We start from the raw sequence: 18,487 nt of genomic DNA on the forward strand, positions 1-18,487 counted from the left end.
AGACGCACCGCCCCCCCCCCCTACCACTCGGGGGCCCCCGGGCCACCCCCCCGGGGGGGCCCCCTTCTTGTGTCTCTGGTGTGCCCGGCCTGGCCGGTCGCTCAGCGGCCGAGGGTCACCGGCAGCGAGGTGTAGCCGGTGAGACCCATGATGGCGCGGCGCCCGGGGGTGCCGGCCAGCTCCATGGTCGAGAAGGTGTCGATCAGCTTCGGGAAGAGATCGGCGGCCTCCATACGGGCGAGGCTGCCACCGAAGCAGAAGTGGCCACCGGCGCTGAAGCTCAGGTGGGTGCCGTTGTCACGGGTCAGGTCCAGACGGTGCGGGTCCGGGAACCTCGCCGGGTCACGGTTGGCGGCGGAGAGCAGCGCCAGGACGAGAACGCCCTCGGGGATGTCGGTGCCGCCGATGGTGATGGGGCGGGTGGTGAGACGGCTCGACGCCGTGGTGTGGGCGGTGTGACGGAGCAGCTCCTCGACGGCGGTCGGGGTGATGCTCTTGTCCGTACGCCAGTGCTTCAGCTCGTCGGGGTGCTCGATGAGCGCGAGCACGCCCGTGGCGATGAGGTTGGTGGTGGCCGCGAAGCCGGCGGTGAACAGGAAGAGGATGAGCGCCATCAGCTCCTCCTCGTCCAGCTTCCCGTTGGAGGCCTCCTGGACGAGCGAGGACATCAGGTCGTCCTTGGGCTCCGCGCGGCACGCCTTGATGACGTCGCGGAAGTAGCCGGTCAGCTCCTCGGCCGCGGCGTCGGCCGCGGCGAGGTCCTCATCGGTGTAGATGCCGGAGAAGACGCGCGACCAGTCGTCGGCCAGCTCCCAGGTGCGCTTGCCGTCCTCGTAAGGGAGACCGAGCATGTCGCTGATGACCGCGACGGGGAACGGCATGGCCAGCAGATCGACGATGTCGACCGGCTGCCCGCCCTCGGACTTCTCGATGAGGTCGTTGATCAGCTCGTCGGTGCGCTTCTCCACCGCGGGCTGCATCTTCTTGATCTTGCTGGGGGTGAAGACGCGGCTGGCCAGTCCACGGACCCGGCCGTGGTCGGGCGCGTTGAGCGTGACCATCGAGTTCAGGTACATGCGTATGGAGATGTGCTCGGACCAGTCCGGGCGCATCTGCGCGGCGGCGCGGGCGCCGCTGTGGACGTCGGGCATCTTCAGCAGCGCGGTCACTTCCTCGTAACCGGACAGCGCGTAGATGCCGAGCGAGGACTTGTGCACCCGGTTGACCGACTGCAGCGTCTCGTAGATGGGGAACGGGTCGTCGGGGAAGGGCGGCGAGAGCAGCTTCATCAACGCCTCGTCGGCCTGCTGGGTCGTAGGCGTCGCTTCGGTGGTCACGTGGAGGTTCTCCTCGTTATGGGTGGTGTTTCCGGTCCGGCGCGCTACTACTGCGCGGACCGCGTGTCCAGCTCGTCGTCGAGGACGTCGAACAGCTCATCGGCCGAGAGCGAACCGAGTTCGGCCTCCTCGCCCTCTTCCGGCCTGTGGGTCTCGGTCCAGCCGGCCGCCAGCGCGCGCAGCCGTTCGGCGACGCGGCCGTACGTCTCCTCGTTGGGCGTCACGGACGCCAACGCGGCCTCCAGACGGGCCAGTTCCGCCTCCAGCGGTGACACGGCGGCCTCCTGGTCGCCGCTCAGCTGTTCGCGCAGGGACTCGGCAACGTCCGCCGGGGTCGGATAGTCGAACACCAGGGTGGCCGGCAGCTTCAGCCCGGTCGCCGAACGCAGGGTGTTACGCAGCTCGACCGCCGTGAGCGAGTCGAATCCGAGGTCCTTGAACGCCCGGTCGGAGCGGACCGCGTCCACACCGTCGTGACCGAGCACCGCCGCCACATGCGTCCGCACCAGCTCGACCAGGATGCTGTCGCGCTCGGCCTCGTCGGCCGCGCCCGCCAGGGTCCGGCGCAGTCCCGCGCCGCCGTCCCCGCCGCCTGCCGCGCCCGCTCCCCCGGCGCGTTTGCGCGACGTGGGCACAAGACCACGCAGCAGCACCGGCAGTTGGTCGGCGGCGCGGTTGCGCAGGGCGCCGGTGTCCAGGCGGAACGGCGCCAGGGCGGGCTCCCCCGTACGCAGCGCGTCGTCCAGCAGCGCCAGCCCCTCCTCCTGGGAGAGCGGGGGCAGGCCCATACGGAGCATGCGCTTGCGGTCGGCGTCGGCCAGCTCGCCCAGCCCGGTGTCCGCCTCCCACAGGCCGAAGGCCAGGGACGTCACCGGCAGACCGGCCTGGTGGCGGTGGCGGGCGAGCGCGTCCAGGAACACGTTCGCCGCGGCGTAGTTGCCCTGCCCCGCCGCGAGCAGCAGGCCGCCCATCGAGGAGAACAGGACGAACGCCGACAGGTCGCGGTCGGCCGTCAGCTCGTGCAGATGCCAGGCGCCGTCCACCTTGGGCCGCAGGACCGTGGCCATGCGCTCCGGTGTCAGCCCGCGGACCAGGCCGTTGTCCACGACGCCGGCCGCGTGGACGACCGCCCCGACGGGGTGCCGGTCGAACACCCCGGCCAGCGCGGCGCGGTCGGCCACGTCGCACGCCTCGATGTCCACCCGGGCCCCGTGGGCGGTGAGTTCCTCGCGCAGTTCGGCGGCGCCGGGCGCGCTCTCGCCCCGACGGCTGGTCAGGACGAGGTGCCGGATGCCCTGTGCGGTCACCAGATGGCGGGCGACGATCGCGCCGAGCCCGCTGGTGCCGCCGGTGATCAGCACCGTCGGCGCCGACTCCCACGGGTTCCGCTCCGTCTCGACCGCGGCGGCCGGGACACGGGTCAGTACGGGTACGAGCAGCTCACCGCCCCGGACCGCCACCTCGGGCTCGTCGACGAAGGGCGGAACGGTGGCGCCGTCGCCCAGGTCGAGCAGCAGGAAGCGGCCGGGGTTCTCGGCCGCCGCGGCCCGGACCAGGCCCCAGACGGGCGCCTGGCTCAGATCGACGTCCTCGCCCTCCATCGGCACCGCGCGACGGGTGACGACGGCGAGCTTCTCCTCGCTCCTGCCCTTGTCGGCGAGCCACTCGTGGATACGCGCCAGTACCTGGTTGGCGACGGCGTGCGCCGCCTCGGGGGTGTCCCCGTCGGCGCGCGGAACCTCGTACACCACGACGGGTGTCTCCAGCGCGGCCGCCCCGGACGCCTTGGTCCAGGTGACGGTGAACAGCGACTCACGGTGGTCGCCGTCGGCGCGCAGCTGCTCCACCGATACGGGGCGCGAGGTCAGGCTCGCGACCGAGAGCACGGGCGCGCCGGTCCGGTCGGCGACCAGGACGTCGGTCCCGTCGCCCCCTTCCGGGTTCGACAGACGCACGCGCAGCGCCGAGGCGCCGGCCTGGTGGAGTGTGACACCGTTCCAGGAGAACGGCAGCTCCGGGGCGTCGGTGGGGGCGCCTTCCTCGATGAGGCCCACGTGCATCGCCGCGTCCAGCAGCGCCGGATGCAGGCCGAAGCGGGCGGCGTCCGCCCCCTCCGGGAGCGAGACCTCGGCGTACACGACGCCGTCGCTGTCGCGCCAGGCCGCCTTGAGCCCCTGGAAGGTGGGGCCGTAGTCGTACCCACGTGCGAGGAGCCGCTCGTAGGCGCCGTCGACCGGAAGCGATGTGGCTCCGATCGGCGGCCACTGGGTCAGGTCGGAGGAAGGGGCCGCGTCCGACGGGGTGAGGGAACCGGCCGCGTTGCGGGTCCAGTTCTCGTCGTCCAGGGAGGAGTAGATCTCGACGGTCCGTGCGTCGGAGTCGTCGGGGCCGCCGACCAGTACGCGGACGGCTACCGCGCCCTTCTCGGGAACGACGAGGGGCGCCGCGAGGGTCAGCTCCTCGATCGTCCCGCAGTCCACCTGCCGGCCTGCTTGGAGGGCCAGTTCGACCAGTCCGGTGCCGGGCAGCAGCAGGGTGCCCAGTACGTCGTGGTCGGCGAGCCAGGGGTGGGTGTCGAGGGAGAGACGGCCGGTGAACACCACACCGCCGGTGTCCGGCAGCACGATCCCCGACGTCAGCAACGGGTGGTCCACGGCGTCCGCGCCGGCCGTCGCCTTGGACTGCTCGATGAGCCAGTAGCGCTTGCGCTGGAAGGGATACGTCGGCAGATCCACCCGTCGGGCGCCACGGCCGTCGAACACCCTGTCCCAGTCGACCCGCACACCCGCGGCGAAGAGACGGCCCACACCCGCGAACAGCGCCTCCACCTCAGGACGGTCACGACGCAGCGTCGCCGCCAGCGTCCCCTCGGCACTCTGTCCTGCCATCGCCGTCAGCACACCGTCCGGCCCGATCTCCAGGAACCGCGTCACACCCTCGTCCTGCAACACCCGCACATCGTCGGCGAACCGCACCGCACCACGAACGTGTGCGACCCAGTAGTCCGCGGACGCCACATCCCGTACGAGACGAAGCACCGGCTCGGAGTAGGTGATGCTCTCGGCGACCTTGCGGAAGTCGTCCAGCATCGGGTCCATCAACGGCGAGTGGAAGGCGTGCGACACCGTCAGCCGGCTCCGCTTGCGGTCCGTGAACCGCTCCGCGACCGCCGTGACCTCCGCCTCGACACCCGAAATCACCACCGACGACGGACTGTTCACCGCCGCGACACCCACACCCCCGGTCAGGAAAGGCGTGACCTCCTCCTCGGTGGCCTGGATCGCCACCATCGCCCCACCCGCCGGCAACGCCTGCATCAACCGCCCACGCGCCGAGATCAAACGGCCCGCATCCTCCAGACCGAACACCCCCGCCACATGCGCCGCCGCCAGCTCACCGATCGAATGACCCACCAGGAAGTCCGGCCTGATCCCCCACGACTCCACCAGCCGGAACAACGCCACCTCAAGCGCGAAGATCGCCGGCTGCGTGAACTCCGTACGGCTCAGAGCCTCTTCGTCCTCGCCCCACATGACCTCACGCACCGCGGGGTCGAGAACAGCACACACCTCGTCAAAGGCCGTCGCGAAAACCGGGAACGTCTCGTACAGCTCACGCCCCATACCCAGACGCTGACTCCCCTGCCCCGTGAACAGGAACGCCACCTTGCCGACACCGGTCTCAGCTGTAACCGTCTCGGACCCGATGAGTACGGCGCGGTGTTCGAGTGCGGCCCGGCCCGTCGCGGCGGAGTACGCCACGTCGAGCGCGTCCCCCTCCGCCACCCGGGCGCCGAAGAGCCCGATCTGCGCCTCCAGGGCCGCCGGCGTCTTCGCCGACACCACCACCGGCGCCACCGGCAACTCCCGCCGCTCCACCGCCTCTTCCTCGACCGGAGCGACCTCCTCGACGATGACGTGCGCGTTCGTACCGCTGATGCCGAAGGAGGAGATGGCGGCGCGGCGCGGGCGGCCGACGTCCGGCCAGTCGCGTGCCTCGGTCAGCAGCCGTACGTCACCGGCCTCCCAGTCCACCTGGCGGGTCGGCTCCTCCACGTGCAGCGTCTGGGGCAGCCTGCCGTGGCGCATCGCCTGGACCATCTTGATGATCCCCGCGACACCCGCGGCGGCCTGCGTGTGGCCGATGTTCGACTTGATCGACCCCAGCCACAACGGGCGGCCCTCGGGGCGCCCCTGGCCATAGGTGGCGAAGAGGGCCTGGGCCTCGATCGGGTCACCCAGCGTCGTGCCGGTGCCGTGCGCCTCGACGGCGTCCACATCGGCCGCCGCCAGGCCCGCGTTGGCCAGGGCCTGCTTGATCACGCGCCGCTGCGACGGGCCGTTCGGCGCCGTCAGACCGTTGCTGGCACCGTCCTGGTTCAGCGCGCTGCCCCGCACCACCGCCAGCACCGGGTGCCCCAGGCGGCGCGCCTCCGACAGCCGCTCGACAACGAGGACGCCCGCGCCCTCGCCCCAGCCGGTGCCGTCGGTGGAGGACGAGAAGGACTTGCAGCGGCCGTCGGCGGCCAGGCCGCGCTGCTCGCTGAAGTCGATGAAGGACTGCGGCGTTCCCATGACGGTCACGCCGCCGACCAGCGCCAGCGAGCACTCGCCGGAGCGCAGTGCCTGCGCCGCCCAGTGCAGGGCCACCAGGGACGAGGAGCACGCCGTGTCCACGCTGACCGCAGGGCCTTCGAGGCCGAGGGTGTAGGAGACGCGGCCCGACACGAGGCTGCCGCCGCCTGTGCCACCGGGGTAGTCGTGGTACATCACACCGGCGAACACACCGGTCGGGCTGCCCTTGAGCGTGGTGGGATCGATACCCCCGCGCTCCAGCGCCTCCCAGGACGTCTCCAGCAGCAGCCGCTGCTGCGGGTCCATGTCGAGTGCCTCACGCGGGCTGATCCCGAAGAAGTCCGCGTCGAACTGCGCGGCGTCGTGCAGGAAACCGCCCTCGCGCACATAGGTCTTCCCCGGGATGCCGGGCTCGGGGTCGTAGATGTCCTCCACACCCCAGCCCCGGTCGTCCGGGAACTCCGACACCGCGTCGACACCCTCGTCGACCAGACGCCACAACCCCTCGGGCGTGTCCACGCCGCCCGGGTACCGGCACGCCATCGAGACAATGGCGATCGGGTCGTCGTCCGAGGGACGTACGACGGACGCGACCGGCGTCAGCTCCGCCGCTCCGGACAGCTCCTCCAGAAGATGTCCCGCCAGCACACCCGGGGTCGGGTAGTCGAAGACGAGGGTGGCGGGGAGGCGGAGTCCGGTGGCGGCGCCCAGCAGGTTGCGCAGTTCGATCGCGGTGAGGGAGTCGAACCCGAGGTCCCGGAAGGCGCGTTCGGGGTCGACGGACTCGGCTCCGGCGTGGCGCAGGACCACGGCCGCCTGGGACCGTACGAGACCGAGGAGTTCCTCGGCGCGTTCCGCCTCGCCGAGTCCGGCCAGTCGCTGCCGCAGCACGCCCGTCGCCGACGCGTCGTTGTCCAGGACACGGCGCGACCGGCCCCGGACGAGGCCGCGCATGAGGGGCGGAGGGGTGTCGAAGGCGGCGAGGTCGAACCGTACGGGGACCAGTACGGGCTCCGCCGAGCCGGTGGCGGCGTCGAGCAGGGCGAGGCCCTCCTCCGGCGCCAGATCGCGCATACCGGTGGAGGCGAGACCGTCCGCCATGCCCTCTCCGGCCCAGGGGCCCCAGGCCAGTGACAGCGCGGGAAGTCCGGCGGCGTGCCGGTGCCGTGCGAGGCCGTCGAGCAGGGTGCTGGCCGCGGCGTAGTTGCCCTGTCCGGGGGCGCCGAGCACGCCCGCGACGGACGAGAAGAGCACGAACGCGGTCAGGTCCATGTCGCGGGTGAGCTCGTGGAGATGCCAGGCCGCGTCCGCCTTCGGGCGGAGCACGTGGTCGACGCGCTCGGGCGTCAGGGAGAGGATCACGCCGTCGTCCAGGACGCCGGCCGCGTGGACGACTCCGCCGAGGGTCCGGCCGTCGAGCAGTGCGGCCAGGGCGTCGCGGTCGGCGGCGTCGCAAGCGACCACCTCGACCTCGGCGCCCAGCGCGGTGAGTTCATCGGCGAGCTCGGTGGCGCCCGGCGCGTCGGGGCCCCGGCGGCTGGTCAGCAGCAGCCGGGTTACCTCGTGACGGGTGACCAGATGACGGGCGACGGCGGCGCCCAGGGCGCCGGTCCCGCCGGTGATCAGGACGGCGCGTTCGGTGTCCCAGGGGGAGGGGGCCGATTCGAGCGGTACGCCGGCCAGCCTCGGCATGAGCGTCCGGCCCTCGCTCACGCGCAGCTCGGGCTCGCCGGTGGCGACGATCCGGCGGGGGTCGACCGGGGCGTCGGTGTCGACGAGGAAGAAGCGGCCGGGGTGCTCGCCCTCCGCCGCGCGTACCAGTCCCCAGGCGGCGGCGTGGCCGAGGTCGGAGCCGTCGGTGGCGCCGTTGGTGACGACGACGAGCGCGGTGTCGGCGTTGACCGCGGCCTGGACGGCCTCCAGTACGCCGGTGGTCACCGCGCGCACGGCGGCCGGGGTGTCGCCTTCGGCCGGCGGGCAGTGGTGGACGGCCACCTCGGCGCCGTCGGCCGCTGTCCCGGCTTCGCCCGCCGGGACCCAGTCCACGCGGAAGAGCGCGTTCGCGACGCGGGCCGCGGCCGGGGTGAGGCCGTCGGCGGTGACGGCGCGCAGCGTCAGTGATCCGACCGAGGCGATCGGCCGGCCCATGGCGTCGGCGAGTTCCAGGGAGACCGACTTGTCGGCGCGCACATGCGCGCGGACCCGTGCGGCGGTGGCTCCCTCGGCGTGCAGGGTGACGTCCGACCAGGAGAACGGGAGTACGGAGGCGTCCTCGCCGGCCAGGTCGAGCACGTGCAACGCCGAGTCGAGCAGGGCGGGATGGAGGCCGAAGCCCCCGGCGTCGACACCCTCGGGGAGGGCCGCCTCGGCGAACAGCTCGTCACCGCGCCGCCATCCCGCGCGCAGCCCCTGGAAGGTCGGCCCGTACGAGAGCCGGTCGTAGAGTCCTTCGACCGGGAGGGACTCGGCGTCGCGCGGCGGCCATACGGCGAGGTCGCCGGCCGACTCGCCGGCGTCGGGCGCCAGGAGGCCCTCGGCGTGCAGGATCCATTCGCGGTCGAGCGGGGCGTCGTCGGCACGCGAGTACACGCTCACCGCGCGGCGGCCCGACGCGTCGGGCGCGTCGACGGCGACCTGGACGTGGACCGCGCCGCGCTCGGGCAGGAACAGGGGGGCCGCGACGCTGAGTTCCTCGACGCGGTCGCAGCCCACCTGGTCCCCGGCGCGCACGGCGAGCTCCACGTACGCGGTGCCGGGGAGCAGCACGGAGCCCATCATGGTGTGGTCGGCGAGCCAGGGGTGGGCGCCGGTGGAGAGCCGTCCGGTGAACACGACGCCGTCGGAGCCGGGCAGGTGCACCATCGCGCCGAGCAGCGGGTGGTCGGGCCGGTCGAGACCGGCGGAGGTGACGTCGCCGCCCAGGCCGCGCTTGTCGAACCAGTAACGGGCGCGCTGGAAGGGGTAGGTGGGCAGGTCGACGCGCCGGGCGCCCCGGCCGTCGAACACGGCCGTCCAGTCGACCTTGAGTCCCGCCGTGTGCAGGGTGCCGAGCGCGGTGAGGACGGCGACGGTGCCGGTCTCCTTGCGGCGCAGGGCCGGGGCGAGGACGGCGGTTTCGGCGGTGGTGGTGAGGCAGTGGCGGGCCATGGCGGTGAGGATGCCGTCGGGGCCGAGTTCGACGTACCGGGTGACGCCCTCGGCCTCCAGCCGGGTCACCGCGTCGGCGAAGCGGACGGTGTCCCGGACATGGCCGACCCAGTAGGCGGCGGTGGCGACGTCGCCGCTCGCCATGACGGGGACGGCGGGCTCCGCGTAGGTGATCCCTTCGGCGACCCGGCGGAACTCGTCGAGCATCGGGTCCATCAGGGACGAGTGGAAGGCGTGGGAGACCGTCAGACGGTTCTTCCTGCGGGCGCCGAGCTGTTCGACGACGGCGTCCACGGCCTCTGTCGTGCCCGAAAGCACCACGGACGTGGGTCCGTTGACGGCGGCGAGCCCGACACCGTCCCCGAGCAGCGGGACGACCTCGTCCTCGGCCGCCTCGACCGCGACCATCGCGCCGCCCGTGGGCAGCGCCCCCATCAGCCGCGCCCTGGCGGTGATGAGCGTGGCGGCGTCGGCGAGGGAGAACACCCCGGCCACATGGGCGGCGGCGACCTCGCCGATGGAGTGGCCGGCGACGAAGTCGGGCCGTACACCCCAGGATTCGAACAGCCGGAACAGCGCCACCTCAAGGGCGAAGATCGCGGGCTGGGTGAACTCGGTACGGCTCAGGGCTTCTTCGTCCTCGCCCCACATGACCTCGCGCACCGCCGGGTCGAGGGCGGCGCACACCTCGTCGAAGGCGGACGCGAAGACGGGGAAGGCGGCGTGCAGGTCGCGGCCCATGCCGAGGCGCTGGCTGCCCTGTCCGGTGAAGAGGAAGGCGGTGAGTCCCGTGGTGCGCGCGGCGCCGCCGACGGGCGCGCCGTCGGCCAGCGCGGTGAGCGCGGTGAGGATCTCCTCGCGGTCGTGACCGACCACGACGGCGCGGCGGCTCAGCGCGGCGCGGGTGGTGGCGAGGGAGTGGCCCAGGTCGACGGGGTCGAGTCCGGGCGTGTTCCGCAGATGGGCGGCGACCTGCCGGGCCTGGGCGCGCAGGGCGGTCTCGGTGCCGGCCGACAGCGCCAGCGGCACGGGCACGTCCGAGGACGGCCGCGGTGCACCGGGCTCGGGCCGGGCCTCGGCCTCGGGCTCCGCCTGCTCGATGATCACGTGGGCGTTGGTGCCGCTAACGCCGAACGAGGAAACCGCGGCGCGGCGCGGCCGGTCGGCGTCGGGCCAGGCGCGGGCCTCGGTGAGCAGCCGTACGTTTCCGGCCTCCCAGTCCACCTGCGGCGACGCCTCGTCGACGTGCAGGGTCTTGGGCAGGGTGCCGCGCCGGATGGCCTCGACCATCTTGATGACGCCGGCGACGCCCGCGGCGGCCTGGGTGTGGCCGATGTTCGACTTGATCGATCCGAGCCACAGGGGCTCTTCGCGGTTCTGTCCGTAGGTGGCGAGCAGCGCCTGCGCCTCGATGGGGTCGCCGAGGGAGGTGCCGGTGCCGTGGCCCTCCATGACGTCGATGTCGGCGGTGGTCAGTCCGGCGGCGGTGAGCGCCTGCTGGATGACCCGGCGCTGGGAGGGGCCGTTGGGCGCGCTGAAGCCGTTGGACGCGCCGTCCTGGTTGACGGCCGTACCGCGTACGACGGCCAGGACCGGGTGCCCGTTGCGCCGGGCGTCGGACAGCTTCTCCAGCAGCAGGACGCCCGCGCCCTCGGCCCAGCCCGTGCCGTCGGCGGAGGCGGCGAAGGAGCGGCAGCGGCCGTCGGGGGAGAGTCCGCGCTGCTCGCTGAACTCGATGAAGGTCTCGGGGGTGGCCATGACGCTGACGCCACCGGCGAGCGCGAGGGTGCACTCCCCCGAGCGCAGCGCCTGCGAGGCCCACTGGAGCGCGACCAGCGACGACGAGCAGGCCGTGTCGACGGTGACGGCCGGGCCCTCCAGGCCCAGGGTGTAGGCGACGCGCCCGGAGACCAGGCTGCCGTCACTGCTGGTGATGCCGTAGTCGTGGTACATCGCGCCGGCGAAGACGCCGGTACGGCTGCCGCGCAGGGCGGCCGGGTCCAGCCCGGCCCGTTCCATCGACTCCCAGGTGATCTCCAGCAGCAGCCGCTGCTGGGGGTCCATGGTGAGGGCCTCGCGGGGGCTGATCCCGAAGAACTCGGGGTCGAACTGGGCGGCGTCGTAGAGGAATCCGCCCTCGCGCGCGTACGTCTTGCCGGGCTTCCCGGGCTCGGGGTCGTACAGCGTCCCCATGTCCCAGCCGCGGTCGGTGGGGAACGCACCGATGGCGTCCCGGCCCTCGTCGACCAGCGACCACAGCTCCTCGGGGGAGCCGACGCCGCCGGGGAACCGGCAGGCCATCCCGATGATCGCGACGGGTTCGGTGGTCACGTCCACCGCGGCGCGCAGGCTCTCGTTGTCCTGGCGCAGCCTCTCGTTCTCGACCAGCGAGCCGCGCAGCGCCTCGACGATCTCCTCGACTTCGGCGTTCATCGTCGTCTCAGCCTCCGCTCACGGTCGTGGTCCGCGCGTCGTTCGCGCGTACGGTGTCGAGGAATCCGCCGAGCACCTCGTAGAACCGCTCGGGCTCCTCCAGGTGCGGGTTGTGGCTGGACTCCTCGAGAATCTCCCAGCGGGCGCCGGGGATGAGTTCGTGGTAGGGGCGCACCGTGACCGGGGTGGCCTCGTCGTGACGGCCCGACATGATGAGGGTGGGCGCGGCGATGTCGGGCAGGCAGTCGATGACGGACCAGTCGCGGATGCTGCCGATGACATGGAACTCGTTGGGGCCGTTCATGGTGCGGTAGACCGTCGGGTCGGTGACGGCTTCCAGGTAGGAGGCCATGAGTTCGCTGGGCCACGGCTCGACGCGGCAGACGTGGCGGCTGTAGAAGACCAGCATCGCCTCCAGGTACTCGTCGCTGTCGGTGGTGCCGGCGGCCTCGTGCCGCCGCAGTGTCTCGTCGACGCCGGGCGGCAGTTGGGCGCGGAGCACGTCCATCTCGGAGAGCCACAGCGGGTAGGAGGCGGGTGCGTTGGCGATGACCAGGCCGCGCAGGCCCGCGGGCCTGGACGAGGCGTGCCAGGAGGTCAGGAGCCCGCCCCAGGACTGGCCGAAGAGCACGTAGTCGTCGGCGATGCCGAGCTGCTCCAGCAGGTTCTCCAGCTCGTCGCGGAAGAGCTGCGGGGTCCAGAAACCGGGGTCGGCGTCGGGCAGATGGGTGGAGCCGCCGTTGCCGATCTGGTCGTAGTGCACCACCGTCCACCCGCGTTCGGCGAAGACGGACAGACCCTTGAGGTAGTCGTGGGTGGAGCCGGGTCCTCCGTGCACGACGACGAGGGCCGGGCGGCCCGTTCCGAGCTGCCCGGTGACGCGGTACCAGGTCTTGTACTCCCTGAAGGGAACAGTTCCGTTGGCCGTGGGCGTGGACGCCATTTCCTAACCACCTAAGTTCGGGTCGTTCTCAGCAGCGGTGCCGCGTCCCCCGCACGCGGCGTGCACTTGTTCCGAGGGGAAGCCTGGCGTCGGCCACGGCTCAGTCGAGGGTCTTGAGCCACTCCTCGATGACGCGGGCGGTCGCGGGGGCGTCGTCCTGCCCGAGCGAGAAGTGGTTGCCCTCGACAGTGCGCAGGGTGTGCTCGGGGTCCCACGGCCGGGCCCGCATCTCCGCCACGTCGACGCCCTCGGGGGGCTGGACGAACGGCTCGGACGCCTGGACGAACAGGGTCGGGGCCGCGAGCCGTACGGGGTCGAATCCGGCGAGCACCTGGAAGTAGTGCGGCATCGCGGACAGTCGGGCCGCGTCGTAGCTGCCGAGGGTCGTCTCGACGGTGAGCAGTTCTCCCATGAGATGGCCGAATCCGACGTTCATCGCCGTGTCCTCGACCCGGAAGGTGTCGATCAGGACGAGTCCGACGGGCGGGACCTTGGCCGTCTCCTCCAGGTGCCGGGCGATGATGTGGCCGATGATGCCGCCGGAGGAGTAGCCGAGCAGCGCGAACGGCTCGCCCTCCGCCGCCGCGAGCACGGCCTCGCTCAGCACCTCTGTCAGCACCTCGACGGAGTCGGGCAGCGGCTCGTCCCGGTGGAAGCCGGGCAGCGCCACGGCCGACACGTGCCGGACGTCCCGGAACTCGGAGCCCAGCCGGGCGTGCTGGTGCACGCCGCCGCCCGCCATGGGGGTGGCCAGGCAGATCAGCCGGGGCTTGCCGGGGCCGTCGGCCAGCCGGACCCTCTTCGGGGGCTCGGCGAGGTCGGCGGGAGTGACGAACCGGGGCCGCAGCGCCGCGACGGCCGACATCAGTCCGAGGGCTCCCGTCGTGTCACCGGCGCGGACCGCCCGCCGGAACAGCTCGGTCACCGTCTCGTCGTCGTCCTCGGCGGTCTCGGTGGACTCCGAGGCCGTGACGGGGCCGGCGGAGCCGGACTCCATCTCGTCGGCGAGCAGCCGGGCGAGGTTGGCCGGGGTCTTGCTGTCGAACACGGCCATGGTGGGCAGCTTGGCCCCGGTGGCGGCGATCAGCGCGGTGCGCAGTTCCATCGCGGTGAGCGAGTCGAACCCGGACTCCAGGAAGTCACGGCTGGGGTCGACCGCGTCGGCGTCGGCGTGTCCGAGCAGGGGGGCCGCGAGGCTCAGCACCAGTTCGGTCAGCGCCCGCTCCCGCTGCTCGGCGGGCATCGCCGCCAGCTCGTTGCGCAGCGCGGACGGGTCGGCGGTCGCCGCGCGGCGCCGCGCCGCCGGGACCAGACCGCGCAGGACGACGGGGAGTTCGCCGCCGGCCCCGGAGCGCAGGGCCCGCAGGTCCAGGCTCATCGGCACGAGCGCGGGCTCGGGCCGCACCGACGCGGCGTCGAACAGCGCGAGGCCGTCCTGCGAGGAGAGCGCGGGCATGCCCTGGCGGCGCAGCCGCCGGAGGTCCGCCTCGGTCAGCCGGCCGGCCATGCCGCCGGTGTCCGCCCACAGGCCCCAGGCGAGGGACCGCCCGGGCAGTCCCTCGTCCTGGCGCCGCTGGGCGAGGGCGTCGAGGAAGGTGTTGGCGGCGGCGTAGTTGCCCTGGCCGGGCGAGCCGAGCACGCCCGCCGCGGAAGAGAACAGGACGAAGGCGCCGAGGTCCTGGTCCTGGGTGAGGTCGTGCAGGTTGAGCGCGCCGTCCACCTTGGGGCGCAGGACCTGGTCGAGCCCGTGCGGCGTCAGGTTGGCGATCATGCTGTCGGCCAGTACCCCGGCCGTGTGGACGACGGCGCCGAGGGTGCGGCCCGCCAGGAGCGTCCGGACCGCGTCCCGGTCGGCCACGTCGCAGGCGGCGATCTCGACGGTCGCGCCCTGGGCGGTCAGCTCCTCGTGGAGTTCGGCGGCGCCCTCGGCGTCCATGCCGCGACGGCTGGTCAGCAGCAGGTCCCGGACACCGTGTTCGGCCACCAGGTGGCGGGCGACGAGCGCGCCGAGTCCGCCCGTACCGCCGGTGACGAGCACGGCTCCCGGCCGGCCCCAGGGTGATTCCCCGTCGGGTGCCTCGGGGACGCGGGCCAGCCGGGGTACGAGGATCTCCTGGCCGGTGATCCGCAGGTCGGGCTCGCCGGAGGCGACGGCGCGGCCGATCGTCTCCGGGTCGTCGACGTCGGTGTCGAGCAGCGCGAAGCGCTCGGGTTCCTCGGAGCGGGCGGCGCGGACCAGGCCCCAGGCGGAGGCATGGGGAAGTTCCTCGGCGCGGGTGACCACCATGAGCCGGCTGTCGGCGAACCGTTCGTCCGTGAGCCAGGTCTGAAGGGTCACCAGGGTCTCGGCGGTGACCGTCCTGACGTCGTCGGCGGTACGGCCGGTGCCGGCGGGAGGGGTCCAGGCGACGGTGGCGGGCACCGGGCCGGAGAGTTCCGACAGGTCGGTGACCGTGGTCCAGTCCGTCTCGGTGTCCGCCGGGGACGCGGCGGGCGTCCAGGCGAGATGGAACAGGGAGTCGCCGGGACCGGCGGGCGCCGGCGCGAGCTGCTCGGCGGAGACCTCCCGGGAGATCAGCGACTCCACCCGGGCGACGGGACGGCCCTGGGGGTCGGCGACGAGGATCGTCCTGCCGCCGTCGGCGTTGGGGGTGAAGCGGACGCGGGCGGCCCTGGCGCCCAGCGCGTGCAGCCGCACGCCCTTCCAGGCGAACGGCAGGGACGTCGCCTCGTCCTCGCCCGCGCCGAGGATCACCGCGTGCAGGGCGGAGTCGAGCAGGGCCGGGTGCAGCACGAACTTCTCGGCGTCGGCCACCTCGTCGGAGAGGGCCACCTCCGCGAAGGTCTCGTCCCCGACGCGCCAGGCCGCCTTGAGCGCCTGGAAAGCGGGGCCGTACACGTATCCGAGGTCGGCGAAGACCTCGTACGCGCCCTCGGTGCTGATCCGGTTCGCCTCGTCCGGCGGCCAGTTCACCAGGTCGAAGTCGACCGGCTCGGCGGACTCCTCGGTGGCGAGGGTGCCTTCGGCGTGCAGGGTCCACGGCGTGTCGTCGTCGGCGTTCTCGGCGAGCGAGTGGACGCTCACGGGTCGACGGCCGTCGCCGGCCGGGTCACCGACCGTCAGCCGCAGCTGGAGGCCGCCGCCTTCGGGCAGGACCAGCGGCGCGCGCAGCGTCAGCTCTTCGAGGACGCCGTAGCCGACCTGGTCACCGGCGCGGACGGCGAGTTCGACGAACGCGGTGCCGGGGAGCAGGGTCGCGCCGAGCACCTCGTGGTCGGCCAGCCAGGGGTGGGTGTCGGTCGAGAGCCGACCGGTGTAGAGGACGGTTCCCGAGCCGGGGACGACGATCTCGGCGCTCAGCAGGGGGTGGTCGAGCGCGCCGAGGCCCATGGACGCCGCGCCACCGGCGCCGCCGTCGACCGGCTCCGTCAGCCAGTAGCGGGTCTTCTGGAAGGTGTAGGTGGGCAGGTCCACCCGGCGGGCCCGGCCGGCGAAGAAGGCGCTCCAGTCGGGGGAGGTGCCGGTGGTGTGCAGCTGGGCGACCGCGGTCAGCAGGGTCGTGGCCTCGGGCCGGTCGCGGCGCAGGGCAGCCGCGCCGATGGCCTCCGGAGCCGTCTGGCGGGCCATGGCGGCCAGCGCCCCGTCGGGGCCGATCTCCAGGAAGCGGGTGACGCCTTCGCCGTCCAGGCGTCGTACGTCGTCGGCGAACCGCACCGCGTCGCGCACGTGCCGCACCCAGTAGTCGGCGGACGCCATGTCCTTGACCAGCCGGATCTTCGGGCGGTCGTACGTGACGGACTCGGCGACCTTCCGGAAGTCCTCCAGCATCGGTTCCATCAGCGGTGAGTGGAACGCGTGGGAGACGGTCAGCCGGCGTGTCCTGCGGCCGGTGAACTGCTCGGTGACGGCCATGACGGCGTCCTCGGTGCCCGAGACGACCACCGACGTGGGGCTGTTGAGGGCGGCGATCCCCACCTCGTCGGTGAGCAGCGGCGCGACCTCGTCCTCGGTGGCCTCGATGGCCATCATCGCGCCGCCCGCGGGCAGCGCCTGCATCAGCCGTCCGCGTTCGACGACCAGCCGCGCGGCGTCCTCCAGTCCGAGGACGCCCGCGACATGGGCGGCGGCCAGCTCACCGATGGAGTGGCCGGCCAGGAAGTCGGGCCTGATCCCCCAGGACTCCACCAGCCGGAAGAGGGCGACCTCCAGGGCGAAGATCGAGGGCTGGGCGTACTCGGTACGGTTCAGCGCCGCCTCGTCGCCCCACATCACGTCCTTGAGCGGGAGCCCCGTGGCCTGGCACACCTCGTCGAAGGCGGTCGCGAAGGCCGGGAACGTGTCGTACAACTCCCGTCCCATGCCGAGGCGTTGGCTGCCCTGGCCGGTGAAGAGGAACGCCACCTTGCCCTCGCGGCGCTTGCCGGTGACGACGGACGGCGAGGAGACCTCGTCGGCCAGCGCGGTGAGTCCCACGAGCAGGTCCCGCCGGTCGTCGGCGACGATGGCGGCACGGTGTTCGAGGGCGGCGCGCCCGGCCGCCAGGGACAGGCCCACGTCGGCGGGCGTGAGGTCCGGGTGCTCGCGCAGATGCGCGCGGAGGGTCTCGGCCTGGGCGTTGAGCCCCTGCCGGGTCCTCGCCGACAGGGTCCACAGGACGGGGCCGCCGGTGGTCGCGGCCGGGGCCGCTTCCTCCTCCTCGGCGGCGGGTGCTTCCTCGATGATGACGTGGGCGTTGGTGCCGCTGATGCCGAAGGACGACACCCCGGCGCGGCGCGGGTGCTCCTGGTCGGGCCACCGGCGCGCCTCGGTGAGCAGCCGTACGTCACCGGCCTCCCAGTCCACCTGGGGCGTCGGCGCGTCCACGTGCAGCGTGGGCGGCATGACGCCGTGCCGGATCGACTGGACCACCTTGATGATGCCCGCCACACCCGCGGCGGCCTGGGTGTGCCCGATGTTCGACTTGATCGAACCGAGCCAGAGCGGCCGGTCCTCGGGCCGGTCCTGGCCGTAGGCGGCGAGCAGGGCCTGCGCCTCGATCGGGTCGCCGAGCGTGGTGCCGGTGCCGTGGCCCTCGATCAGGTCGACGCCGTCGGCGGCTATCCGGGCGTTGGCCAGCGCCTGTCTGATCACCCGCTGCTGGGCGGGGCCGTTGGGGGCGGTCATGCCGTTGCTGGCGCCGTCCTGGTTGATCGCCGTGCCGCGCACGATCCCCAGGACGGGGTGGCCGTTGCGCCGGGCGTCCGACAGCCGCTCCACGAGCAGCATGCCGACGCCCTCGCCCCAGCCGGTGCCGTCGGCGGCGGCGGCGTAGGACTTGCAGCGGCCGTCGGTCGCCAGCCCGCGCTGGTGGCTGAACTCGATGAAGGTCTCGGGCGTCGCCATCACGGTGACGCCGCCGGCCAGGGCGAGCGTGCACTCCCCCGACCGCAGCGCCTGGACCGCCCAGTGCAGGGCGACCAGGGAGGACGAACAGGCGGTGTCGACCGTCACCGCGGGGCCTTCGAGACCCAGGGTGTAGGCGACCCGGCCCGAGGCCATGGCGCCGGTGCTGCTGTTGTAGGTGTAGTCGTGGTACATCATCCCGGCGAAGACGCCGGTCGGGCTGCCCTTGAGCGTCGTCGGGTCGATCCCCGCGCGCTCCAGCACCTCCCAGGACGCTTCGAGCAGCAGCCGCTGCTGCGGGTCCATGACCAGCGCCTCGTTCGGCGCGATCCCGAAGAAGCCGGGGTCGAACTCGGCGGCGTCGTACAGGAACCCGCCCTCGCGGGAGTACGTTTTGCCGGGCTTCCCGGGCTCGGGGTCGTAGATGCCGTCCTCGTCCCAGCCGCGGTCGGCGGGGAACCCGGAGACGGCGTCCGTCCCGTCGGCGACCAGCCGCCACAGCTCCTCGGGCGAGGTCGCGCCGGGGTAGCGGCAGCTCATCGCCACGATCGCGATCGGTTCGCGGGAGGCGGCCTGCAGGGCGCGGTTGCGCGTACGCAGGCTCTCGGACTCCTTGAGCGACGCGCGCAGCGCCGCCACGAGTTTCTGGTCGGTGTCGGCCATCGTGTCC

The 18,487-nt window shown here is 72.9% G+C and carries 3 protein-coding genes and 1 pseudogene; all 4 read right to left on the bottom strand.

Going from position 1 to position 18,487, the window contains the following annotated elements; all coding sequences use genetic code 11:
• Positions 1-101 precede the first annotated feature (101 nt).
• Positions 102-1,337: a cytochrome P450 gene (locus tag ACFWU9_RS26400; RefSeq protein WP_384322597.1), complete on the bottom strand. Its 1,236-nt coding sequence runs from the start codon at positions 1,335-1,337 to the stop codon at positions 102-104.
• A gap of 47 nt (positions 1,338-1,384) precedes the next feature.
• Positions 1,385-11,491, bottom strand: a pseudogene (locus tag ACFWU9_RS26405) (SDR family NAD(P)-dependent oxidoreductase); the annotation flags it as partial.
• Positions 11,492-11,498: 7 nt separating this feature from the next.
• Positions 11,499-12,434: a proline iminopeptidase-family hydrolase gene (locus ACFWU9_RS26410; RefSeq protein WP_384322599.1), complete on the bottom strand. Its 936-nt coding sequence runs from the start codon at positions 12,432-12,434 to the stop codon at positions 11,499-11,501.
• A 100-nt stretch (positions 12,435-12,534) separates the two neighbouring features.
• On the bottom strand, positions 12,535-18,480 hold the full coding sequence (locus ACFWU9_RS26415) for an SDR family NAD(P)-dependent oxidoreductase (RefSeq protein WP_384322601.1): 5,946 nt from the start codon (positions 18,478-18,480) through the stop codon (positions 12,535-12,537).
• Between the last annotated feature and the right edge of the window lie 7 nt (positions 18,481-18,487).

Origin of the sequence: Streptomyces sp. NPDC058653 (assembly GCF_042716895.1) — a bacterium.
In the GTDB taxonomy this organism is placed as follows: Bacteria; Actinomycetota; Actinomycetes; order Streptomycetales; family Streptomycetaceae; genus Streptomyces.